This is a genomic window from Cryptosporangium minutisporangium (genome assembly GCF_039536245.1).
Classification (GTDB): Bacteria; Actinomycetota; Actinomycetes; order Mycobacteriales; family Cryptosporangiaceae; genus Cryptosporangium; species Cryptosporangium minutisporangium.
Genome location: NZ_BAAAYN010000075.1, coordinates 1 through 22,247, shown reverse-complemented (window position 1 = coordinate 22,247; position 22,247 = coordinate 1). Strand labels below are relative to the sequence as shown.

Genomic DNA, 22,247 nt, shown 5'->3' with positions numbered 1-22,247 from the left:
CACTGCCCCGTCCGGGCGCCGCTCATCCCGGTTCGGCGCCGAACGGTCGGTTTCCCGCGCCGAGCGGCCCGAGCCGTGCAGCCGGTTCTCCGCCGTGCAGCCGCGTCTCCGGGCCTCGCAGCCGGGCCTACGTGCGTTGGCCGCGCAGGGCCGCGCGCAGATCGTGGGCCAGTTCGGGCGGTTGTTCCCGGTCGTGGGTCACCAGCATCGTGTGGACCGCTTCCCGCAGCACCTCGCTGAACAGCGCGTAATGCGGTGACCGCGGCCGGAGCTGAGCCCGCTGGACCGCGTCGAGGAGCACGTCGGCGTACGGGACCTTGCTGTCGGCGTAGACGGCCTTCCTGGTCGCCGCGAAGCCGCCCCGCTCGAACAGGATCTCCTGGCTGCGCGCGTTGGTGAGGAAGTCGATCAGCGCGCGAGCCGCCCGGGGGTGTTCGCTGCGCTCGGCGATCGCCAGGTTCTGCCCGCCCAGGACGCTGGGCCACGGCAGCCGCGACACCCGGATGTCGAACGGGGCCGGCCGGTCCCCCGCGGATCCGATCAGCGACCGGTAGGCCAGCGGCCAGTTCCGGAGGAACAGGGCCCGCTCCCCCCGGAACGCCGCCGTGCTCGCGTCCTCGGTGTAGCTGGGGGACTCGCCGTCGATGTGCTCGTTGACCAGTCCGTCGACCAGATTCCGCAGCCCTTCGGCGGCCGCGCGCGAGTCGACGCGGACCTCTCCGTCGTCATCGACGATCTCCCCACCGGCGGCCCAGACCGCCTCCAGCGCGTTGACCGTCAGCGCCTCGTAATTGCTGAGCTGCGTCACGAATCCGGCTTTCGGGCCCGCCGCCTTCTCGCGGTTCGGCTCCAAATGCTGGGTGATCTTGGCTTCCATGTCGGCCCACGACGACGGTGCGTCCGGGGCGAACGCGAGGTGGCGGTAGAGCAGCGCGGCATCGGTGTTGAACGGCAGCGCCCAGAGCGTGCCGCCGTACTCGCAGGTGGACAGCGGACCGGGCAGGAACGCGTCCCGGTCGACCTCGTCCTCGGAGAGCGGCCGGAGGAGGTCCGCTTCGGCGAACTCGGGAAGGTAGGCCACGTCCAGGTTGAGGATGTCGACGTCGTCGCCGTCGCCGGCGGCGCGGGCGAGCATTTCGCTGCGTTCGGCGTCGGCGATCGACCGCACCTCCTCGATCCGAGCCTGGTTCGACGGGTGCAGCGCGTTCCACTCCTCGATGAGTTCTTTGCGCTGCGCGCCGGCGCTGTCGTCGCGCCCGCTGAGGATGACCAGCTGTCCCGGCTCCCACGATCGGTCTCCCCGCTGCGCCAGCACGACCAGGCCGGTGGTGACGAGCAGCGCGGCGATCGTGATCACGACCACCACGGTCCGCCGGGACACGAACCCGGCCGGCCGTCCCGGGTCCGGGGGTCGGCCGGACTCGTCAGGCGGTTCAGTTCCCATCGGTGCCACCCCCCACCGCGTCGAACAGGCCGACCAACGTCCGGGCGAGAGTCTGCGGATCGGCGTCGACGCACTGACCGCCGGTCTCGTCCGTCAGCGTGTGGAGCGCCGGCCCAGCGCAGTCGGCGTCGCCCAGCGCGACCACCGAGACGCGGATGTGCGACGCGACCGCCTGGGTCTTCAGCCTGCTCGGTGGGGGTCCACCCTCGGTGTCTTCGCCGTCGGTGATCACGATCAGCGAGGTCAGTTGCTCCGAGCCCGAGGTGTCCAGCGCGGTCAGGCCGTCGTCAACGGCCCGGTAGAGCGGCGTGCCGCCGACCGGACGGATGTCCTTCAGCCCTTTCTTGACGACCGCGGTGGTACCTCGTGCCGGCTGGGCGATGTCCAGTATCAGCTCGGGCGACTTCCGATTCGACGAGAACGTCCAGAGCCCGACCTCGTCCTGCTGTGCCACCTGCCCGAACGCGATCGGCAGCGCGTTCGACGCCGCTTGGAACCGCGTCCACCGCGCCGTGCTGTCCAGGGTGTCCATCGACCCGGACGCGTCCAGCAGCACCAGCGTCCGGGCCGGTCGGCTCGCCTGGGCGTACTTCGCCCGGGCGTCCTCGACCTGCCCGATCGGCGGGCTCTTGCGGACGAACACCGCGTCGGACCTGGCACCCCACTCCGTGACCAACGGTTCGACGACCGGAACCGGGCCGTCCGCACCGGACTCCGGACGCAACCCCAGGTCGGCCAGTGCGTCCCGGCCCTCGGTCGTACCGAGCCAGTCGCCCCACGCCCGCACGGCGTCTCGCTGCCGGTCGGTGCCGTCCGGCCAGCGGAGCGGCACGAACGGATGGTCCAGCCCGGCCGTGTCACTCGGGTAGGCGGCCACCAACTTCTGGATGTCCTCGGGCTTCGCCGCGGTCGGGCAGCGGTCACCGAGCGGCATGCCCTGGTTGTACCGGACGAGTTGCTGCTCGGTGACGATGACCGCGCTGTCATCGGTCGGTAGCGCGGTGCGGCGCTGGCAGAGCAACGCGGACGCGTCCCCGAGTGGATAGCTGCCCTCGTCCAGATCGCGGCCGAGCTGGCCCTCCAGCGTCCCGAGGTCGAGGTCGGTCTTCGCTTTCGCCACGCTGCGGTAGATCAGTTCGGTCGCGATCTCCCCGGTCGCGGAGCGCGTCGGGTCCGGCCGGACGATCGGCAACTTCGCGTCTTCGGTCGCGGCCAGCAGGTCGACCCAGGTCCGGTCGACCCACCGGGAGGTCTGGTCCTCGGCGGCTTCGGCTACCTCGGCCGGCACGCCGAGCACTACCGGTGTGGTCGCCATCCGCCACATGCTCTCCACCGGCGACTCGCTGCCGGTTCGTTCCGCCTCCGCCTGGACGCGGGCCGGCTCCACCGTGGAGTCGGGTAGCCACACGTCCGGCCGCGGGCCGAGGTCGCCGATGTCGCCGAGGCTCCAGCCGGACAGCAGAGTCTTCCGGACGGCCGCCGGGTCGGCCGCGTAGACGTAGAGGTCCGCGGCCCGGCAGCCCCTCCGCTTCGCCGCACTCGCCCGCTCGTACGCGGTGGCCAGTGCCGACGTCGCCTCCAGGCTCTCCGGCGTGGTCAGCGCCCGCAGCGTCGGTGGTGGCCGGCACCCGTACAGCTGGAAGTCGACGAAGGCCCGCACCGACGGGATCGAGACCGCGACGCCGAGCGCGATCACGACCCCGAGCGCCGGCAGGGCGATCTGCCACACCCACGGCCTCAGTACGTTCGGCTGCGGCAGCTTCGGGAGCTTTACCCCGGTCTCCAGCCGCTTGGCGAGTTGGCGCAGCGCCTCGTGCATGGCCCCGGTCGCGGCTGCGCCGCCCAGCATCGCGGTAGCGATGAGCACCAGCCACGCCACGGCCGAGTCCGGACGATCGGTCGCCGCTGCGGGCCCACCGATCGCGCAGGCCGCGAGCAGGAACGCCAGGAGGTACGAGTACCACTCGGCGCCCGGTGCGTCGGTGCGCGAGGGCCCCGCGCCCGCGGCGGGGGTGTTCGATGCAGAACTTTCCGAATCGGAGGAGACCGATTCGGGGCCACCCGAATCGTCAGCCGGCGGCGGGCCGGAGACGTTCGTCGTCACGGTAGTCCTCCCTGATCACCGTGGGTCACCAGGATAGGACGCCGGGTCAACCGACGTGAGCGGTCCTGTGTGGAAAGTCGGGGTCTCGTGCCCGTTCGGGCAACTCGATGCGGGTTCGTGTGGGAATGGCCCGCCCCTGCCTCACGAGGCGCATGATCGCGGAAGGCAACCTTGTCGACACGATCGGCGACGGTATGCCACCGGAACACCGGAGGAAGGGAGTCAGCACCGTGGCTGGCAACGCTGGTAACCAGGCCGTGGCCTATCTCGGACCGGGAAAGGTAACGGTCGAAACCATCGACTATCCCGAGCTCGTTCTGAAAGACGGCCCCGGCGTCCACCCCGCCAACGTCGGCCGGAAATGCGACCACGGCGTGATCCTCAAAGTGGTCTCGACCAACATCTGCGGCTCCGACCAGCACATGGTGCGCGGTCGCACCACTGCACCGTCCGGCCTGGTGCTCGGTCACGAGATCACCGGCGAGGTCGTCGAGGCCGGCCGGGACGTCGAGTACATCAAGGTCGGCGACCTGTGCTCGGTTCCGTTCAACATCGCGTGCGGCCGCTGCCGGATGTGCAAGGAAGGCCATACCGGCGTCTGCCTCAACGTCAACCCGGAACGACCGGGCTCGGCGTACGGGTACGTGGACATGGGCGGCTGGGTCGGCGGCCAGGCGGAGTACGTGATGGTTCCGTACGCGGACTGGAACCTGCTCCGGTTCCCCGACAAGGACCAGGCGATGGAGAAGATCCTCGACCTGACGATGTTGTCGGACATCTTCCCGACCGGGTACCACGGTGCGGTCACCGCCGGGGTCACCACCGGCTCGACGGTCTACGTGGCCGGCGCCGGCCCGGTCGGGCTCGCGGCGGCCTACTCCTCACTGTTGCTGGGCGCCGCCGTGGTCGTCGTCGGGGACATGGTCGCCGAGCGACTGGAGCAGGCCCGCAGCTTCGGTTGCGAGACGGTTGACCTCACCGAGCAGGGCACGCTGCCGGAGCGGCTCGAGCAGATCCTCGGCGAGCCCGAGGTGGACGCCGCCATCGACGCGGTCGGATTCGAGGCGCGCGGGCACGGCGCGAACGCCGCCGAGGCGCCGGCGACCGTGCTGAACTCGGTCATGGAGGTGACCAGGGCGGCCGGGCGGCTCGGCATCCCCGGCCTGTACGTGACCGGTGATCCCGGCGCGGTCGACGACGCGGCGAAGATGGGGTCGCTGTCGATCCGGATCGGGCTCGGCTGGGCGAAGTCGCACACGTTCACGACCGGTCAGTGCCCGGTGATGCGGTACCACCGGAGGCTGATGGGCGCGATCCTGGCCGACCGTGCCCACATCGCGGACGCAGTCAACGCGACGGTGATCCCGCTGTCCGAGGCACCACGCGGCTACGCCGAGTTCGACAGCGGCGTAGCCCGCAAATACGTCCTCGACCCCCACGGACTGGTGGCCGCCCGCTGATCGGCCGATGCGTTGCACGTTTGCGGCCGCTCGCGCGGACGGAAACGTGCAACGCCTCCGGCGGTCTTACGCCTTCGCGCCGTTGCGGGCGAAGTCGGCGGGGATCAGGAGGTCGTCGGGGGTTAGCTGGTGGATGGAGCTCTTGCCCAAGCCGTAGAGCGTCTCGCTGATCCCGTCGCGGATGATCACCAGGACGTTGTTCACGCCCTTCTCGCCGTTCGCACCCATGCCCCAGAGGTAGGCACGGCCGATCATCACGGCCCGGGCACCGAGCGCGAGCGCCTTCACGACGTCGCTGCCCCGCCGGATACCACCGTCGAGCAGCACCTCGACCTGGTCGCCGACCGCGTCGACGATGGCCGGCAGCAGCCGGATCGTGGCCGGCGTCGAGTCGAGGTTGTTGCCGCCGTGGTTGGAGACCGAGATCGCGGTGGCGCCGATGTCCACGGCGCGGCGGGCGTCGTCCGGGTGGGTGATGCCCTTGATCATGAACGGGCCGCCCCACTGCTCCCGCAGCCAGGCGAGGTCTTCCCAGGTCGGCGACGGGGTCTGGATCCACTGCCCGTAGGCGCCGAAGAACGTCGGCACGTCCTCACCCGGCGCGACCAGGTTCGGGACGCCGAGGTCGGGCAGGTGGCCGCTCTTGATCCACCGGTAGAGGTAACCCGGCTTCGCAGCCACCGGGAACGCGTACTTCCGCACGGCCTCGGCGTTGATCCGCTCCGGGATGAACGGGCTGCCCCAGTCGCGGCGGGAGTCGAAGATCCAGTCGAGCGTGACGATCAGGCCCTTGGCGCCGGCGGAGCGGGCACGCTCGGCGCGGGCGAGCATCGCGTCGCGGTCGCCCAACCAGTAGGACTGGAAGAAGAGCTTCTCGTTCTCCTTGATGACGTCCTCGATCGGCTTCGACGCGAAGGACGATAAGCCCATCGCGGTGCCGAGTTGGCTGGCCGCCTTGGCGACCGCGACCTCGCCGTCCGGGTCGACGGCCTGGACCCCGGTCGGCGAGATGAGGACCGGGAACGCGACCTCCTGGCCCATCACCGTGGTGGAGAGTTCGCGGCTGGCCGGCAGGTCGGCGATGCGCGGGCGGAAGCCGAGCTCACGGAACGCCTTGACGTTGTCGTCCATCGTCGCGCCGGCTTCGGATCCGCCTAACAGCGCAAGGTAGACGGGCTTCGGCAGCCGTTTCTTGGCCCGTCGCTGTGCTTCCGCGACGGTCTCGAACCAATCCCTGGTACTCGCCATGTCTCTTCGGCCCTCGACTCGGTGACGTGACATCGCTGCGCACGCCGGGGTGATGCGCTACACCGTACGGCCATTAAGGCACCCGGTGCCATAAGTTGAGCACAAATCACTCGGAGAACCCGAGGGCCGGGCCGGGCCGCGTCAGACCGTGAACGCCGCCCGGAAAGCGTCGACGGCGGCGACGGGGTCGCCCGCAGCGAACGCCTCCATGCCGACGACGCCGTCGTACCCCGCCTCGGCGAGCGCGCGAGCGACGGCCGGGTAGTGGATCTCCCCGGTGCCCGGCTGGCGCCGCCCGGGCACGTCCGCGACCTGGATCTCCCCCACCCACGGCAGGCACCGCCTGGTCAGCTCGACGAGGTTCCCCTCGCCGATCTGCGCGTGGTACAGGTCCAGGTTCAGCCGCAGGCATGGACTGTCCACGGCCCGCACCAACGCGAGCGTGTCCGCCGCCCTGGCGAACGGCGTCCCTGGATGGTCGACGGCCGTGTTCAGGTTCTCCAGCGTGAACACCACGTCGTGCTCGGCGCCCAGGTCGGCCACCCGGCGCAACGTGTCGACCGCCGCCACCCAGTCGGGCCCGGTCGGTTCGTCCACCGGCCGCACCGGCAACCCGTCCGGGTCCAGCCCGGTGCCGTGCAGGTTGAGGTTGGGCGCACCCAAGCGACGGCTCGCGTCGATCGACTCCCGCGCGGTCCGGAGCAGCTCCTCCGCGCCGTCCGGGTCGACCAGCTCGCCCCGCACGTACCCGGTCATCGACGTGAAGCGCGCGCCGGTGGCGGCCAGCGCACCCAGATCCTTCGTCGTCCAGTCCCAGATCTCCACCGCGAAGCCGCGAGCGTGCAACTCCGCCGCCCGGTCGACGATCGGACGGTCGAGGAAGACCATCTCGGCGCAGACCGCGAGCGTGAACGTCACAGCGGCACCGGGCGGTTCGTCGTCACCGACTCGATGCATGCCAGCGCGACCCCCAGCGCACGCCGGGCGTCCCGGCCGGTGACCGCGGGCTCCCGACCGGCCCGGACGGCGTCGGCGAACTCGGCGAACTCGCCCGCGTAGGCGTCGCGGAACAGCTCGACGTCGCCCCGGACGGTGGTCACTCGACGCCCGTCCGGTCCGTAGTGGGTCAGGCTGCTGCTGGCCTGGTCACCGACGGTCACCATGCCCGCCGACCCGAACACCTCCGCCCGGACGTCGTACCCGTAGGTCGCGGAGAAGCTGGCCTCCGCGATCGCCCGGGCGCCGTTGTCGAACGTCAGGACGGTGACCGCGGTGTCGAGCAGACCGGCCGGCTTGTACTCCGGCGCCACCAGCGCGTCCGCCGTCGCGTACACCTCCACGACGCTCGCGCCGGGGTTGAGCCAGAGCAGCGTGTCGAAGTCGTGGATCAGGGTCTGGGTGAAGATCGTCCAGGGCGGCACCGCACCCGGGTTCGCCAGTCCCGGATCGCGGGTCAGCGAGCGCAGCAGCTGCGGCGTGCCCACCCCGCCGGAGGCCACCACCTCGTGCGCGGCTGCGAACCCGGCGTCGAACCGGCGGTTGAAACCGACCTGCAGCGGGACGTCGGCGGCTGCGGCCAGCGCGCGGTCGGCCTCGGCGAGCGTCTGGGACATCGGCTTCTCGCAGAAGATCGCTTTCCCGGCCGCGGCCGCGGCGACGATCAGCGCGCAGTGCGCCTCGCTGGAGGCCGCGATCACCACCGCCTCGACCTCGTCGGCGGTGATCAGCTCGTCGGGTGATCCGAACGCCGTCACTCCGAGCTGCCCCGCGAGCCGCGACGCCGCTGCGGGCACCGCGTCGGCCACCCCCACCAGCTCCGCGCCCGGCACCCGCCGCGCGAGTGTTCCGGCGTGCGCGGAGCCGATCCGTCCGGCGCCGATCAGCCCGATGCGGACCGGCTCCCGCAGTGCCGAACCGCCGCTCTGGATGCCCCGCGGCCGGCTTCCACCGACGGGCGGAGGGGCCGCGGTCACAGCGTCACCCAGCGGCGCTCGGCGATCGAGAGCGCCATCGCCTCGACGGTGCGGGCCGCGGTCAGGGCGTCGTCGATCGTGGCGCCGGTCGAGACGACGCCGACGATCGACGACGCGAGCCGGTACGCCTCTATCACCTTGAGGTCGTCGTATCCCAGCGGGATGCCCGGCGCCGGCTGGAACCGCGCCAGCTCCCCGGCGTCGCGCCCGACCAGCACGGTGCTCCAGGACGCGTCCTGGTAGTCCTGGTCCAGGCACGTCCGCAGCTCGCCCATCCGCCGGAAGTCCCAGGCGAGTGCGCCGCGGTCGCCGTGTACGACGATCTCGTACGCACATTGCTCGCCGACCGCCACGCGCGAGGCGGTCAGCGTCCCCCGGGCGCCGCTGGAGAACCGCAGCAGCGCCCCCACGTAGTCCTCGTTCTCCACCGGCCCGAGCGGCCCCGCCCCACGGGCGAAGTGCGACCCCGCCGCCGCCGGCTCCGGCCGCGACGCGATGAATCGCCCCTCGTCCACGACGAGTTCGACGATCTCCCCCGCCACGTACCGAGCCAGGTCGGTGGCGTGGCACACCAGGTCGCCGAGAACGCCGCTCCCCGCGGTCGCGTTCGCGAACCGCCAGGACAGCGCCCCCTCGGGGTGGGCGGCGTAGTCCGCGAGGAACCGGACGTCCACCTGCTCCAGCCGCCCGAGCCGCCCCTCGGCGACCAGGTCCCGGGCCAGGCCCACCGCAGGGGCGTTCCGGTAGTTGAAGCCCGCCGCCGAGCACACTCCGGCGGCCTGCACGGCCGCCGCGATCTGGGCGGTCTCCCCCGCGTTCCGCCCAGCGGGCTTCTCGATCCAGAGATGCTTACCGGCCTGTGCGACCGCGACCCCGACGTCCCGATGGACGTGGTTGGGGCCGGTCACCGAGACGACGTCGATGTCGTCCCGAGCGACCAGTGCGCGCCAGTCGCCAACAAAAGTCTCGAAGCCGTAGGCGTCGGCGATCGACCGCAGCGACGGAACCGGGTCGGCGGCCGCGACCAGCCGAGGCCGCAGGCCGAGGTCCGGGTAGTGCTGCGGCAGCCGGGCCCAGGACCGGGCGTGCACCTGCCCCATCCAGCCCAGGCCGACCACCGCGACGCGCAGCCCCGACGAAGCACGAAGTCTGCCGGGAGACTCAGTGGTCACGTGCGGAGCTCCTTGACCTCCGACTCCAGCGTCTTCGCGACCTCGGAGTCGCTGCCGAGCTCGGCAGCCAGCTCGTGGCTGAGTGCCTCCAGCTCGGTGCCGCCGGCCATCCGGGCGGTGAGCTCGTGCAGCGAGATCTCGCTCTTCGGGAAGTCGCCCATGCTGCGGCCGCGGCGCAGCAGCATGAACCGGTCACCGACCGGATACGCGTGGTGCGGGTTGTGGGTGATGAAGACGACGCCCAGCCCTCGGTCGCGCGCCCGGGCGATGTAGCGGAGCACGACCCCGGACTGCTTGACGCCGAGCGCCGCGGTGGGCTCGTCCAGGATCAGCACGCGCGCTCCGAAGTAGACGGCACGGGCGATCGCGACGCACTGCCGCTCTCCGCCCGAGAGCGTGCCGATCGGCTGGTCGACGTCGCGCAGGTCGATGCCCATCGCGGCCAGCTCCGACTTCGTCGTGCGCCGCATGAAGTCGACGTCCATCCGGCGGAGGGGTCCCCAGCCCTTGGTCGGCTCGGACCCGAGGAAGAAGTTCCGCCAGACCGGCATCAACGGCACGACCGCCAAGTCCTGGTAGACGGTCGCGATGCCGAGCGCGAGCGCCTCCCGCGGGCTGGCGAAGTGGCGTTCGACGCCGTCCACGGTCAGCCGTCCGTCGCTGTGCTCGTGCGCACCGGCGAGGATCTTGATGAACGTCGACTTGCCCGCGCCGTTGTCGCCGAGCACACAGGTCACCTGGCCGGGGCGCACCGACGTGGTGACGTCGGCCAGCGCGATGATGTTGCCGTAGCGCTTGCCCAGCGCGTCGGTCTCGATAATCGCCGTACTGGTCGTCGCCGACGGTTCCGGCACGGAGTCACTCATCGTCGTTTCGCCGTCCTGCGTCATCGGCTGCGCTCCGCTCGTCGGCGTACCGCTTCGTTGAGGAGCACCGCGCCCAGCAGCATCACGCCGAGGAACGCTTTGAGCCAGTTGTTGTCCCAGCCCGCGTACACGATGCCCTGGTTGGTCATGCCGTAGATCAGCGCGCCGAGGGCGGCGCCGACCGCCGAGCCGTAGCCGCCGGTGAGCAGGCACCCGCCCACGACCGCGCAGATGATGTAGATGAACTCCTGGCCGACGCCGGTGTTGCTTTGCACGGTGGAGGTGGTGAACAGCAGCAGCATGCCCACCAGCCAGCCAGCACCGGCGGTGGTCATGAACAGCCCGATCTTCGTCCTCGCGACCGGCACCCCGACCTGGCGGGCCGAGATCTGCGCACCGCCGACCGCGAAGATCCAGTTACCGACCCGGGTCTTCAGCAGCACCCACGTCGCCACCGCGGTGACCAGGATCCACCAGAACACCGACGCGTAGACCCGCCCACCGGCGATCTCCACGTTCGAGCCGAACAGCGCGTGCGGCTGGTCGTAGAACGGCACGTTCGTCATGCCCTGGATCGCGACCTGGCCGATGATCGCCTTGACCGCGGCCAGGTTGATCCCCTGCAGGACGAAGAACGTGCCGAGCGTAACGATGAAGCTCGGCAGCCCGGTGCGCATCACCAGGACGCCGTTGAGCAGACCGATGCCCAGCGCGAGCACGAGCGAGACCAGCATCGCGGCCCAGATGTTCAGGCCCCACTCGGTGGTCATCACGCCGACCGCCAGCCCGGTGAAGCCGGTCATCGCCCCGGCGGAGAGGTCGAACTCACCGCCGATCATCAGCAGCGCGACGGCCACCGCCATGATGCCGATCGTCGACGCGGACCGTAACCAGGTGCTGGCGCCGCTCGCGGTCGCGAACGTGTCCGTGGTGACCGCGAAGAACACGAACACCGCGATCGCGGCGACCAGTGCGCCGACCTCGGGCCGTTTGAAGACCTTGCCGAGCGCCGAACTACCGCTGACCCGTTCGTCGGCGGCCGTGGCTGTGGCCGTCGCCATGTCAGCGAGTTCCCTTGGCCGCGTACTCACCCACTGCGTCGGCGTTCTCCTTCGTGATGAACGCCGGACCGGAGTAGACCGGCTGGCCGCCACCGAAGTCGTTGCCGTTGATGCTCTTCAGGTAGAGCGCGGTGACCGCCGCGTAGCCCTGCACGTACGGCTGCTGGTCGACCGCGAACTCGATCTTGCCGGACTTGATGTTCGTGATGACGTCCTGCGACAGATCGAACGTCGCGACCTTCGCCGAGCTGCCCGCCTGCTCGACCGCGCTGACCGCGTCGATCCCGTACTGGCCACCCAGCGTAAGGACACCATCGATGGTCTTGTCGGCCTGCAGCTTCGACGTGATCGTCGCCTGGACGGCGTTGTCGTCGGTGCCGTCGACCTGGAGGTTCGTGACCTTGCCGCCCATCGTGGAGGTGACCGCCGCACAGCGCTCCTCCAGGCCGACGTTGCCGGCTTCCTGGATCACGCAGAGCGCGTTCTTCCAGCCGGCCGCCTTCAGGCGGGTGCCGACCGCCTTCCCGGCGATCTCCTCGCTCTGACCGATGTGGGTCATCGCGCCGAATTCCTGCCACTTGTCGATGCCGGAGTTGATCGTGACCACCGGGATCCCGGCGGCGACCGCGTTCTTCACCGACTGCTCGAGCCCGTCCGGATTGGCCATCGAGACGATGATGCCGTCGACCTTGTCCGCGACCGCGCCGTCGACGAGCTGGGACTGCTTGGCCGGGTCGGCGTCGGAGGAGTACTCGACCTTCACTCCGTAGTCCTTACCGGCTCGTTCGGCGCCGGATTTCACCCGATCCCAGAACGCGTCGCCGGGGGCGCCGTGGGTGACGACCGCGTACGTCAGATCTAAATCGCTCGCTTCGTCGGGGCCCTCGTCCTGACCGGTGCCACTGCACCCGGTGACGGCGAGGAACAGGCCGACGATCACTCCGGCTACGGCGAACTTCTTCATTGAGTTCTCCTGGGGCGCTGACGGGGGGCGCGTGTCTTCTTTGGCGCTACAGCGGCCCCCGTGCGGGCGCAGGGGCCGATCGTGGGCTGAGTGTGGTAGACACCACAGACCGTGTCAAGACTTTGTCCGGACATATTGACAAGCGGTTACCCTCGGTCGTGTGGCCGGTGAGTACGGGAGAGGCGCGATGCACCCGCACACGCACATCACGCTCGATCGAAGCAGCCCGGTCCCGCTCTACTTCCAGGTCGCCGAGCAGCTCGAGCAGGCGATTCTCACCGGCACGCTCGGAGCCGGCGAGCGGATCGGCAACGAGATCGCGCTCGCCGCCGACCTCGGGCTGTCCCGTCCTACCATGCGCCAGGCCATCCAGGTCCTGGTCGACAAGGGACTGCTCGTCCGCAAACGAGGCGTCGGCACCCAGGTCGTCGCCGGACGCGTACACCGGCCACTCGGTCTGACCAGCCTCTTCGACGACCTGACCAAGGCCGGGCAGAAGCCCAGGACAGTCGTGCTGAAGCTCGCGAGAATCCAGCCGGACGAGCACGTCCGTGCCGAGCTGCGGCTCGCCGAGGGCGACGAGGCCTGGTACCTGGAACGGCTGCGCTCGGTCGGCTCCGACCCGCTCGCGCACATGACCAACTACCTGCCGATCGACGTCGTCGACCTGAGCGCCGTCGACCTCGGCGAGACCGGCCTGTACGAGGCGATGCGCCGGGCCGGCGTGGTGATGCGGGTCGCCCGGCAACGGATCAGCGCCCGCCGGGCGGACGCCGCCGAGGGGCGGATGCTCGCCGAGTCGGAGGGTGCGCCGCTGCTGACGATGGAGCGGACGACGTACGACGATGCAGGCCGGGCGGTGGAGTACGGGACCCACGCCTACCGGCCGGACCGCTACGCGTTCGAGTCGACGCTGGTCGACCGCTGAGCCCTCGCACCTCGTCCTAATGTCCTGACAAAGTCTTGACGCGATTCAGGGTCCCCGCCTAGCGTTTCGAGCGGCACCGGTGCCGCTCCCGCGCGGTGCCGCCGACCCGCGACGGAGGCAGCATGGCCCGAAGCGCTTTCGCCGACAGCCTCGCCGAGGTGACCGAGATCCGCGCCCGCGAGCCGGGCCGGATCGCCGCCCTGCTGGCCGCTCGCCGCAAGCGCCCCACGCTCCCCGCCGACGGCAGGCTCATGCTGGTGGCCTGTGACCATCCGGCGCGGGGTGCGCTGGCGGTACGTGGACGGACGGACGCGATGGCCGACCGCGGCGACATGCTGGCCCGGTTACGCACCGCGATCGACCGGCCCGGCGTCGACGGGTTGCTCGCCACCGCCGACGTCCTGGAGGACCTGCTGCTGCTGGGTGCGTTGGAGGACAAGGTCGTCGTCGCGTCGATGAACCGCGGCGGACTGGCCGGCAGCTCGTTCGAGCTCGACGACCGGATGACCGCCTACGACGTCCGCGGCACGATCGAAGCCGGGTTCAACGGCGCGAAGATGCTGCTCCGCGTCGACCTGGACGACGCTGCCTCGGTGGCCACGCTGGAGGCCTGCGCTCGGGCGATCACCGAGCTGAGCCGCGCCGGACTGCTCGCGATGGTCGAACCGTTCCTGGCCCGCCGGGTCGACGGCGCCGTCGTCAACGACCTCTCCCCCGACGCCGTGATCCGCGCGATCCACATCGCTCAGGGCCTCGGCGCGTCCAGTGCCTACACCTGGATGAAGCTGCCGGTGGTCAAGGACATGGCCCGGGTGATGACCGCCACGACGCTGCCGACGCTGCTGCTCGGCGGTGATCCGACCGGTCACCCGGACGAGACGTACGCGGAGTGGGCGAAGGCGCTGGCGTTGCCGTCCGTGCGCGGGCTGGTGGTGGGGCGAGCGCTGCTCTACCCGCCCGACGACGACGTGGTCGCCGCGGTCGACACCGCGGTCTCGCTGGTGCGGGCCGCCGCATGAGTACCTGGTTCCGCCCGGCCGGGTTGGCGTCCGCCGACGGGTTCGACGTGGTCGTGACGCCGGAGAACGCCGGCTGGGGCTACTCGTCGCTGCGGGTGCTCACGCTGCCACCGGGCACCTCGCGCACGATCGCGACCGGACCGGAAGAGATGCTCGTCGTCCCACTCGAGGGCGGGCTCGCCGTCACGGTCGGCGACGAGTCGTTCCGGCTCTCCGGCCGCGAATCCGTCTTCGCCGGCCCGACCGACTTCGCCTACCTCCCCGTCGGCACCTCCGCCGTCCTCTCGGCGGACGCCCTGCCGCGCGCCGCCGCAGACGGGGCCGCCGCAGACGGGGCCGCCGCTAGCGGGGCCGCCCCAGCGGGGGGCGTCGGCGCGGTGCGGGTCGCGCTCTGCGGGGCGCGGACGGATCGGGTGCTGCCGTTCCGGTACGGACCGGCCGAGGACGTGCCGGTCGAGCTACGCGGCGCCGGATCCGCCAGCCGCCTGGTGCGCAACTTCGGCACGGTCGACGCCTTCGAGACCGGCGCGCTGATCGCCTGCGAGGTGCTCACTCCGGCCGGCAACTGGTCGAGCTACCCCGCGCACAAGCACGACGAGGCGACGCCGACCGAGTCCGAGCTCGAGGAGATCTACTACTTCGAGATCGGGTCCGGGCCAGCGGGCGAACCGGGCTTCGGTTACCACCGCACCAGCAGTTCGGATCGCGGGGAGATCGACGTCCTGGCCGAGGTCCGCGACCGCGACGTGGCGTTGGTGCCGTACGGCTGGCACGGCCCGTGCATCGCGGCACCCGGATTCGACATGTACTACCTCAACGTCATGGCCGGGCCCGGCGCCGAGCGGGCCTGGCTGATCTCCGACCATCCGGACCACGCCTGGGTGCGCGGCACCTGGACCGACCAGACCATCGACCCCCGGCTGGAGGGCAGGCGATGACGGAGACGATTCGACTCACGGTGGCCCAGGCGACCGTGCGGTTCCTCAGCGTCCAGTACTCCGAACGCGACGGCGTCCAGCAACGGCTGATCGCCGGCTGCTTCGGCATCTTCGGCCACGGCAACGTCGCCGGACTCGGGCAGGCGCTGCTCCAGGCCGAGCTGGAAGACCCGGAGCAACTGCCGTACGTCCTCGGGCGCAACGAGCAGGCGATGGTGCACAGCGCGGTCGCCTACGCCCGGATGAAGGACCGGCTGCAGACCTACGCGGTGACGACGAGCATCGGGCCGGGCGCGACGAACATGGTCACCGGCGCGGCGCTCGCGACCGTCAACCGGCTGCCGGTGCTGCTGCTCCCGGCCGACACGTTCGCCGACCGCGCCGCCGCGCCGCTGCTCCAGGAACTGGAGGTGCCCTGGTCCGGCGACGTCACGGTCAACGACGCGTTCCGCCCAGTCTCGAAGTACTTCGACCGGGTACAGCGTCCGGAGCAGCTGTCGTCCGCGCTGCTGTCGGCGATGCGCGTGCTCACCGACCCGGCGGAGACCGGCGCGGTCACGGTCTGCTTCCCGCAGGACGTCCAGGCGCAGGCGTACGACTGGCCGGTCGAGCTGTTCTCCCGTCGCGTGTGGCGGGTGGCCCGGCCACTGCCCGAACGCGCGGACCTCGACGACGTCGCCGCGCTGATCGCGAGCGCCGAGCGTCCGCTGATCGTCGCGGGCGGTGGCGTCGGGTACTCCGGGGCTCACGACGCGCTGGCCCGGTTCTGTGCGGCCACCGGCGTCCCGGTCGGGCTGACGCAGGCCGGGAAGGGCGCGCTGCCGTTCGACCATCCGCAGTGCCTCGGCGCGATCGGATCCACCGGCACGACCGCCGCCAACGCCGTGGCGCGCGACGCCGACCTGGTGATCGGCATCGGTACCCGGTACTCCGACTTCACGACGGCCAGCCGCACCGCGTTCGCCGCGGACGGCGTCCGATTCGTGAACGTCAACGTCGCACCGATCGACGCGGTGAAGCACGCAGGCGTCGCGGTCCGCGCGGACGCGCGGGAGACGCTCGACGCGCTGTTACCGCTGATCGACGGGTACACCGTCGACCCGGCGTACCGGGCGGAGTACGTCCGGCTGGACGCCGAGTGGAACGCGCGCGTCCGCCGGGCCTACGACGCTGACGAGCTCACCCAGAGCGCGGTGCTCGGCGCCGTCAACGACCTGTCCGACCCCCGCGACGTCGTGGTGTGCGCCGCCGGCTCGATGCCCGGTGACCTGCACAAGCTGTGGCAGGTGCGGGACCCGAAGGGCTACCACGTCGAGTACGGCTACTCCTGCATGGGCTACGAGATCGCCGGCGGACTGGGGGTCGCGCTGGCCTGCCCGGACCGGGACGTGTTCGTGCTCGTCGGGGACGGGTCCTACTTGATGATGGCGACCGAACTGGTCACCGCACTCCAAGAGGGCCTGAAGCTCGTCGTCGTCCTGGTGCAGAACCACGGTTTCGCGTCGATCGGCGCGCTCTCGGAGTCGCTGGGCTCCCAGCGCTTCGGCACCCGCTACCGCTACCGCTCGAAGACCGGCCGCCTCGACGGCGACCTGCTCCCGGTCGACCTCGCCGCCAACGCGGAGAGCCTCGGGATGCCGGTCGTACGCGTCACCGACTCCGACGGCCTGGCCGCGGCGATCACCGCGGCGAAGGCGTCCCCGACCAGCACCGTGATCCACGTGGAGACCGACCCGTTCGCGGGTTCGCCGGAGAACGGCGCCTGGTGGGACGTGCCGGTCAGCGAGGTCTCCGAGCTGGAGTCCACCCGTACCGCCTACGCCACGTACGTCGAACACAAGGCCACTCAGCGCCCGTACCTGCGGCCCTCGAAGGACCTCTCATGATCACCATCGGTTCCGCCCCTGACTCCTGGGGCGTCTGGTTCGCCGACGACCCGGCGCAGACCCCTGCCGACCGCTTCCTCGCCGAGGTGCGCGCCGCCGGCTACGACTGGATCGAGTTAGGACCGTACGGATACCTGCCGAAGGACCCGGTCGCGCTGCAGGAAGCGCTGGCGGCCAACGGGCTGCGGGTCTCGGCCGGCACCGTGTTCTCCGCGCTCCACCGCCCCGACTCCTGGGACGCGGTGTGGCGGCAGGTCACCGACGTCGCGTCGCTGACCAGGGCGGTCGGCGGCCAGCACATCGTCGTCATCCCCGATCTCTACCGGCACCACAAGACCGGCGAGAACCTGGAGAGCCCGACGCTCACCGACGAGCAGTGGTCGAAGCTCACCCGGGACACGAACGAGCTCGGTCGACGGATCCTGGAGGAGTACGGCCTGCGCGTCCAGTTCCACTCGCACGCCGACAGCCACGTCGGATACCAGCGGGACATCGAGCGGTTCCTCGCCGACACCGACCCCCGGTACGTCAACCTCTGCCTGGACACCGGCCACGTGGCCTACTACGGCGGCGACAGTCTGGAACTGATCCGGCGCTACCCGGACCGGATCGGCTACCTGCACCTCAAACAGGTCGACCCGGAGATCGTCAAGCAGATGGAGGCCGAGGACCTGGTGTTCCCGGAGGCGGTACGGCGCGGTGTGATGTGCGAGCCGCCGAACGGCGTCCCCGATTTGGGTGCGGTGCTCGACGCGGCCGGAAGGCTCGACCGCGACCTGTACGCGATCGTCGAGCAGGACATGTACCCCTGCGAGCCGGAGCGCCCGCTGCCGATCGCCCGCCGGACCCACACCTACCTGGCCGGGTGCAGCGGAGCATCCATCCACCTCGGGACCCCCGCGTGAACGCGCTGCGCGTCGCCGTGCTCGGCGTCGGAGTGATGGGCAGTTACCACGCCGAGGCGTTGGCGTCGCGGATCGCGCACGCCCGGGTGACGGTCGTGACCGACGCGGACCAGACCCGCGCCGAGCGGGTCGCGAAGACCGTGGACGCCCGGGTGGAGGCCGATCCGTTCGCGGCGATCGGCGCCGACGACGTGGACGCGGTCGTGATCGCGTCGCCGGGCCCCGCACACGAGGAGCAGGTGCTGGCCTGCCTCGACCGGCGGATCCCGGTGCTCTGCGAAAAGCCGCTGACCACCGACATCAACACCGCGTACCGGGTCGTGCAGCGGGAGGCCGAGCTGGAGTCGCCGTTGGTGCAGCTGGGCTTCATGCGCCGGTTCGACCCCGAGTACGCGGCGCTGCGGGAGCTGGTGACGTCCGGGGAGCTGGGTGCGCCGCTGCTGCTGCACTGCGTCCACCGCAATCCGGCGCAGTCCACGGTGTTCGACTCCGAGATGATGATCCGCGACTCGGTGGTGCACGAGGCGGACGTCGCCCGGTTCCTGCTCGGCGAGGAGATCACCGCGGTCACGGTGAAGCGTCCGCAGCCCACCCGGGAGGCGCCGGCCGGGGTGAGCGACCCGATGCTGGTGCTGATGGAAACCGAGTCCGGACGCCTGGTCGACGTCGAGATCTTCGCCCGCAGCCGGGTCGCGTACGAGGTGCGCACCGAGCTGGTCGCCGAGCACGGGACCGCGATGATCGGGCTCGATCAGCACATGGTCGTGCATCGCACCGGCGGCGCCCGGACCGGATTGCTGGCCCGTGGGTTCATCGAGCGGTTCGCCGCGGCCTACGACACCGAGCTGCATCGCTGGGTGCAGGCCGCGCGACAGGGCACGATCGACGGGCCGGGGACCTGGGACGGGTACGCCGCGGTCGCGGTCTGCGAGGCCGGGGTCGAAGCCGTCCGTACCGGTGAGCGGGTACCCGTCCGGCTCGGCGCCCGGCCGGTGCGCGCGGCAGCGTAGGTTGGGCCGCGTGCCCACGGTGTACTCGCTGGAAAGCATCCTGGTCGACGTCGCGATCGACGTGCCGCAGCTACCGTCGCGGGGCGGTGACGTGCTGGCCACCGGGAGCCGGACGAACGCCGGGGGTGGGTTCAACATCGCGGCCGCGATCGCGCGGCAGGGCGTCCGCTGCGTCTACGCGGCACCGCACGGCGCCGGACGGTACGGCGAGGTCATCCGGGAGGCGCTGACCGCCGAGGGCGTCCAGTGGACGGCGGCGCCCCGGCCGGGCGACTCCGGGTTCTGCGTCGCGCTGGTCGAGCCGGACGGTGAGCGGACGTTCGTCACGAACGCCGGGGTCGAGGCCGCGGTGACGCCGGACGATCTGGCTGCGATCGCCCCGGCGCCCGGCGACGCGGTCGTGGTGTCCGGGTACGACCTGCTCTACCCCGGGAGCGGGCCGGTCCTGGTCTCGTGGCTCGTCGGGCTGCCCGCCGGAGTACTCGTCGCGCTGGATCCGGGGCCGCTCGTGCTCGAGATCCCGTCCGACCGGCTGTCCCGCGTGCTGACCCGGCTCGACGTGCTCACGCTGAACCAGCGCGAGGCGCGGCTGCTCAGCGGTACCGAGGCGAGTGGCGCGGACCTGTTGGCGGCCGTCCGTCCAATCGCGCCCGCCGCGCTGGTGATCGTCCGCGAGGGTGCGCGCGGATGTGTGGCGTCCGGTGGGCTGCTCGGCGACCGGGTCGTCGCGGTTCCCGCGCCAGCCGTGTCGGCCGTCGACACGACCGGCGCGGGCGACACCCACACCGGGGTGCTGCTCGCCGGCCTGGTGTCCCGTATTCCGGTGGACGACGTGCTCGTGGACGCGGTGCTGGTGGACGCCGTACACGCGGCGGCGCTCTCGGTGCGGAGGGTCGGGTCGGCGACCTGCCCGACCCGCGCCGAACTGGACGCGGCGTACCCCGATCGGCACCGTTCGCTCGGCGCCGGCGCGGCGTAGCTCGCCGGGCACGCCGCACACCTACCCGCGCACGCCGCTCGCGTGTCCGGCCGCGCCGCTCGCCCACCCGCCGCGCCGCGCACCCGCCTATCTGCGTGGCCGCTCGTCCACCCGCGCCGCTGGCCGCGCCCACGCAGAGGTAGTCGTCGGGTGGCGCCGCTGAAGGTTGGCACAATTCCGGGCGGTGCACGCCGTGGTTGTCGCGCCGTCCGGGTGGCACGCCCAGTGGTTGTCGCGCCTTCCGGGCAGTGCACACAGTGGTTGTCGCGCCTTCCGGGCAGCACGCCCAGTGGTTGTCGCGCCTTCCGGGCAGCACGCCCAGTGGTTGTCGCGCCTTCCGGGCGGTGCACACAGTGGTTGTCGCGCCGTCGGGGCGGCGCTCGCGGTGGTTGTCGCGAATTCCGGACCATGGCACGCGAGGCGCGACAACCATCTCAGCGGCACCCGGAATCGGCGACAACCAGCCCCGTTCGACAGCGTGTGAGCCGAGGGCTCGCAGCACCACCGATGTCGTTGGACGGATACCCACCTAGCGGTGCCCCGCAATCGCCGACGGCCACGCGTCAACTGCCGCGTGGCCGGGGCGCCGGGCGTCAGCTACCGCCGACAACCGGGCGCCAGCTGACTAGGGGCAAGCAGGCGGCCGGGCTGGGCCGGGCTGTCTACGTCTTGCATCGGGGCCCGGCGTCGAGGCGTCGGGCGATCGCGACATCTGAGCGTTTCGATGCGTGATTCAGTACACACCGCAGGGATTTGACTGCTCCCGGTTACCACCGCAGTCTTGATCGTGTCAGAAGCAAGCCAGACACCTGCCAGAGTCCGGACGCAGACGTCCGACTGACCCGCCCCGCCGAGCCAGGGAGCCGAGCCGCCACCGACGGGTGAGCGCCGGCGCGATCCGCCCGACGTCCTCCACCGGACCGCGGACGCCCTGCCCGGGGCCCGCGCCGCTCAGCACCGCGCGGCGCACCACGTCCGAAAGGTAGTTCCGACCGTGACCGCTGCCGTGCAGGCAGTGCGGTTCCGCGTGCCCACGCCGCGACTCCGCACGCCGACTCCACGTCGGCAGTACGCCGCCGTGGGTACGCTCTTCGCCCTCGACGGCGCCGTCTTCGGCACCTGGGCCGCCCGGATCCCGGACGTCAGTGACCAGGTGGGCACCACCCACGCCGCGCTGGGCTCCGCGCTCTTCTGCGTCTCGCTCGGCGCGCTGGTCAGCATGCGGCTGGCCGGTGGCTGGTGCGCCCGGTACGGCGCCGGTCGGGTGAGCGCCGTCGCGGCGGCTCTCACCGCGTGCACGCTGGTGCTGCCGGGGCTCTCCACCACGCTGCTGACGCTCTGCGTCGCGTTGACCGTGTTCGGTGCGGCCACCGGCGCGGCGAACGTGGCCGCGAACAGTCTCGGGGTCCACCTGGGACAGGCCCAGCGCCGCCCGGTGATGTCCGCGCTGCACGCGGGATTCAGCTTCGGCGGGCTCGCCGGGGCACTGCTGGGCGGGCTGGCGTCCGCCGTGCTGTCGGTGCCGGTCCACTTCGTCCTGGTCGCGGCCGCCGGTCTCACGTTGGTCGTCCGGCTGGCGCCGCTCCTTGTCAGCGTCGACGCACCCCAGAGCGCATCCGAACCGCCCGCCGAGCCCGAGCCGTCCGGCGAAAGCGCCGCGGTCACGTCGCGCGGACCGGCCGTGCTGCTCGTCCTGCTCGGCGCGATCGCGGGCAGCACCGCGTTCGCCGAGGGCGCGCTGTCCGACTGGGGAGCGCTGCACCTCCGCGAGACGCTGCACACCGGCCCCGTGCTGGCGGCAGGCGGGTACGCCGCGTTCTGCCTCGCGATGGGGTGCGGGCGGCTGGCCGGCGCGCGGTGGGTCGTCCGGTACGGCGACACCCGGGTACTCGTCGCCGGGTCGCTCCTCGCTGCGATCGGTGCGACGGCGGCTGCCTACACGCCCACACCGGCGATCGCGATCGGTGGCTTCGTCCTGGTGGGACTCGGTCTCGCGAACGTGTTCCCGCTCGTAATCGGGCGGGCCGGGCTCGTCGGTGGAGCGCGCGGCGTCGCGCTGGCGTCGACCGTCGGGTACAGCGGGCTGCTCGGCGGCCCGCCCGCCGTCGGCTTCCTCGCGGCACACGCCGGGTTGCCGGTGGCGCTCTCGACGATCACCGCGCTGGCGCTGGTCGCTGCGGCGCTCTCCGTCGTGGTGGCGGTCGAGCTGCCGGACGCCACAACCGTCGCCGCCGCGCTGCGGTCCCGGGCGCGGGCGAGCGTGGCGGTGGTCGCCGACCGGCTCGGCGCC

General features: G+C 71.4%; 18 protein-coding genes. 9 read left to right on the top strand and 9 right to left on the bottom strand.

Annotated elements, in window-relative coordinates:
- Window positions 1–127: 127 nt before the first annotated feature.
- Entirely contained in the window at window positions 128–1,444 is a 1,317-nt protein-coding gene (locus tag ABEB28_RS40205) for an extracellular solute-binding protein (RefSeq protein WP_345733567.1), read from the bottom strand.
- A complete protein-coding gene (locus ABEB28_RS40200; protein WP_345733566.1) occupies window positions 1,434–3,548 on the bottom strand; it encodes a vWA domain-containing protein in 2,115 nt (704 codons plus the stop codon). Before ABEB28_RS40200 ends, ABEB28_RS40205 begins: the two co-directional genes overlap by 11 nt.
- A 230-nt stretch (window positions 3,549–3,778) precedes the next feature.
- Between ABEB28_RS40200 and fdhA the strand changes: the two genes are divergently transcribed.
- Entirely contained in the window at window positions 3,779–5,008 is a 1,230-nt protein-coding gene (gene fdhA / locus ABEB28_RS40195; RefSeq protein WP_345733565.1) for a formaldehyde dehydrogenase, glutathione-independent, read from the top strand.
- Window positions 5,009–5,074: 66 nt separating this feature from the next.
- Here fdhA and mftD read toward each other — a convergent pair whose 3' ends face one another.
- The 7 genes from mftD to ABEB28_RS40160 form a co-directional block, all read right to left on the bottom strand.
- Window positions 5,075–6,256, bottom strand: coding sequence for a pre-mycofactocin synthase MftD (gene mftD / locus ABEB28_RS40190; RefSeq protein WP_345733564.1), 1,182 nt, complete (start codon window positions 6,254–6,256; stop codon window positions 5,075–5,077).
- A gap of 141 nt (window positions 6,257–6,397) precedes the next feature.
- A complete protein-coding gene (locus ABEB28_RS40185) occupies window positions 6,398–7,213 on the bottom strand; it encodes a TIM barrel protein (protein ID WP_345733563.1) in 816 nt (271 codons plus the stop codon).
- Complete coding sequence (locus tag ABEB28_RS40180; RefSeq protein WP_345733591.1) at window positions 7,171–8,163, bottom strand: Gfo/Idh/MocA family oxidoreductase; 993 nt, start codon at window positions 8,161–8,163, stop codon at window positions 7,171–7,173. Before ABEB28_RS40180 ends, ABEB28_RS40185 begins: the two co-directional genes overlap by 43 nt.
- A gap of 62 nt (window positions 8,164–8,225) precedes the next feature.
- Entirely contained in the window at window positions 8,226–9,401 is a 1,176-nt protein-coding gene (locus ABEB28_RS40175; RefSeq protein WP_345733562.1) for a Gfo/Idh/MocA family protein, read from the bottom strand.
- Complete coding sequence (locus ABEB28_RS40170; protein ID WP_376981804.1) at window positions 9,398–10,291, bottom strand: ATP-binding cassette domain-containing protein; 894 nt, start codon at window positions 10,289–10,291, stop codon at window positions 9,398–9,400. Before ABEB28_RS40170 ends, ABEB28_RS40175 begins: the two co-directional genes overlap by 4 nt.
- On the bottom strand, window positions 10,288–11,328 hold the full coding sequence (locus tag ABEB28_RS40165) for an ABC transporter permease (RefSeq protein ID WP_345733561.1): 1,041 nt from the start codon (window positions 11,326–11,328) through the stop codon (window positions 10,288–10,290). Before ABEB28_RS40165 ends, ABEB28_RS40170 begins: the two co-directional genes overlap by 4 nt.
- Before the next feature lies 1 nt (window position 11,329).
- Window positions 11,330–12,292: a sugar ABC transporter substrate-binding protein gene (locus tag ABEB28_RS40160; protein ID WP_345733560.1), complete on the bottom strand. Its 963-nt coding sequence runs from the start codon at window positions 12,290–12,292 to the stop codon at window positions 11,330–11,332.
- 187 nt (window positions 12,293–12,479) lie between these two features.
- On the opposite strand from ABEB28_RS40160, the gene ABEB28_RS40155 reads away from it, so the two are divergent.
- The 8 genes from ABEB28_RS40155 to ABEB28_RS40120 all read left to right on the top strand — a co-directional run.
- The gene (locus tag ABEB28_RS40155; protein WP_345733589.1) at window positions 12,480–13,220 is read left to right on the top strand and encodes a GntR family transcriptional regulator; all 741 of its coding nucleotides are present in this window, start codon (window positions 12,480–12,482) and stop codon (window positions 13,218–13,220) included.
- Between the two features lie 122 nt (window positions 13,221–13,342).
- The gene (locus tag ABEB28_RS40150) at window positions 13,343–14,239 is read left to right on the top strand and encodes a Cgl0159 family (beta/alpha)8-fold protein (RefSeq protein WP_345733559.1); all 897 of its coding nucleotides are present in this window, start codon (window positions 13,343–13,345) and stop codon (window positions 14,237–14,239) included.
- Window positions 14,236–15,177 carry a 5-deoxy-glucuronate isomerase gene (locus ABEB28_RS40145; protein ID WP_345733558.1) on the top strand — a complete coding sequence of 314 codons (942 nt, stop codon included), beginning with the start codon at window positions 14,236–14,238 and terminating at the stop codon, window positions 15,175–15,177. The genes ABEB28_RS40150 and ABEB28_RS40145 overlap by 4 nt, the downstream gene beginning before the upstream one ends.
- Complete coding sequence (gene iolD, locus ABEB28_RS40140) at window positions 15,174–17,063, top strand: 3D-(3,5/4)-trihydroxycyclohexane-1,2-dione acylhydrolase (decyclizing) (protein WP_345733557.1); 1,890 nt, start codon at window positions 15,174–15,176, stop codon at window positions 17,061–17,063. The genes ABEB28_RS40145 and iolD overlap by 4 nt, the downstream gene beginning before the upstream one ends.
- Window positions 17,060–17,968 carry a sugar phosphate isomerase/epimerase family protein gene (locus ABEB28_RS40135; RefSeq protein WP_345733556.1) on the top strand — a complete coding sequence of 303 codons (909 nt, stop codon included), beginning with the start codon at window positions 17,060–17,062 and terminating at the stop codon, window positions 17,966–17,968. Before iolD ends, ABEB28_RS40135 begins: the two co-directional genes overlap by 4 nt.
- Window positions 17,965–18,978 carry a Gfo/Idh/MocA family protein gene (locus tag ABEB28_RS40130; protein WP_345733555.1) on the top strand — a complete coding sequence of 338 codons (1,014 nt, stop codon included), beginning with the start codon at window positions 17,965–17,967 and terminating at the stop codon, window positions 18,976–18,978. The genes ABEB28_RS40135 and ABEB28_RS40130 overlap by 4 nt, the downstream gene beginning before the upstream one ends.
- 10 nt (window positions 18,979–18,988) lie before the next feature.
- Window positions 18,989–19,957, top strand: a complete 969-nt coding sequence (locus ABEB28_RS40125; protein WP_345733554.1) for a PfkB family carbohydrate kinase — start codon at window positions 18,989–18,991, stop codon at window positions 19,955–19,957.
- A 994-nt stretch (window positions 19,958–20,951) separates the two neighbouring features.
- On the top strand, window positions 20,952–22,247 hold a 1,296-nt coding region (locus tag ABEB28_RS40120), incomplete at its 3' end, for an MFS transporter (RefSeq protein WP_345733553.1).

What these genes read in the sequence shown, in the direction of transcription:
- ABEB28_RS40205 (WP_345733567.1), bottom strand. Translation starts at nt 1,444, where the DNA reads ATGGGAACTGAACCGCCTGACGAGTCCGGCCGACCCCCGGACCCGGGA.
- mftD (WP_345733564.1), bottom strand. Translation starts at nt 6,256, where the DNA reads ATGGCGAGTACCAGGGATTGGTTCGAGACCGTCGCGGAAGCACAGCGA.
- ABEB28_RS40185 (WP_345733563.1), bottom strand. Translation starts at nt 7,213, where the DNA reads ATGCATCGAGTCGGTGACGACGAACCGCCCGGTGCCGCTGTGACGTTC.
- ABEB28_RS40170 (WP_376981804.1), bottom strand. Translation starts at nt 10,291, where the DNA reads ATGACGCAGGACGGCGAAACGACGATGAGTGACTCCGTGCCGGAACCG.
- ABEB28_RS40165 (WP_345733561.1), bottom strand. Translation starts at nt 11,328, where the DNA reads ATGGCGACGGCCACAGCCACGGCCGCCGACGAACGGGTCAGCGGTAGT.
- ABEB28_RS40160 (WP_345733560.1), bottom strand. Translation starts at nt 12,292, where the DNA reads ATGAAGAAGTTCGCCGTAGCCGGAGTGATCGTCGGCCTGTTCCTCGCC.
- ABEB28_RS40155 (WP_345733589.1), top strand. Translation starts at nt 12,480, where the DNA reads ATGCACCCGCACACGCACATCACGCTCGATCGAAGCAGCCCGGTCCCG.
- ABEB28_RS40150 (WP_345733559.1), top strand. Translation starts at nt 13,343, where the DNA reads ATGGCCCGAAGCGCTTTCGCCGACAGCCTCGCCGAGGTGACCGAGATC.
- ABEB28_RS40145 (WP_345733558.1), top strand. Translation starts at nt 14,236, where the DNA reads ATGAGTACCTGGTTCCGCCCGGCCGGGTTGGCGTCCGCCGACGGGTTC.
- iolD (WP_345733557.1), top strand. Translation starts at nt 15,174, where the DNA reads ATGACGGAGACGATTCGACTCACGGTGGCCCAGGCGACCGTGCGGTTC.
- ABEB28_RS40135 (WP_345733556.1), top strand. Translation starts at nt 17,060, where the DNA reads ATGATCACCATCGGTTCCGCCCCTGACTCCTGGGGCGTCTGGTTCGCC.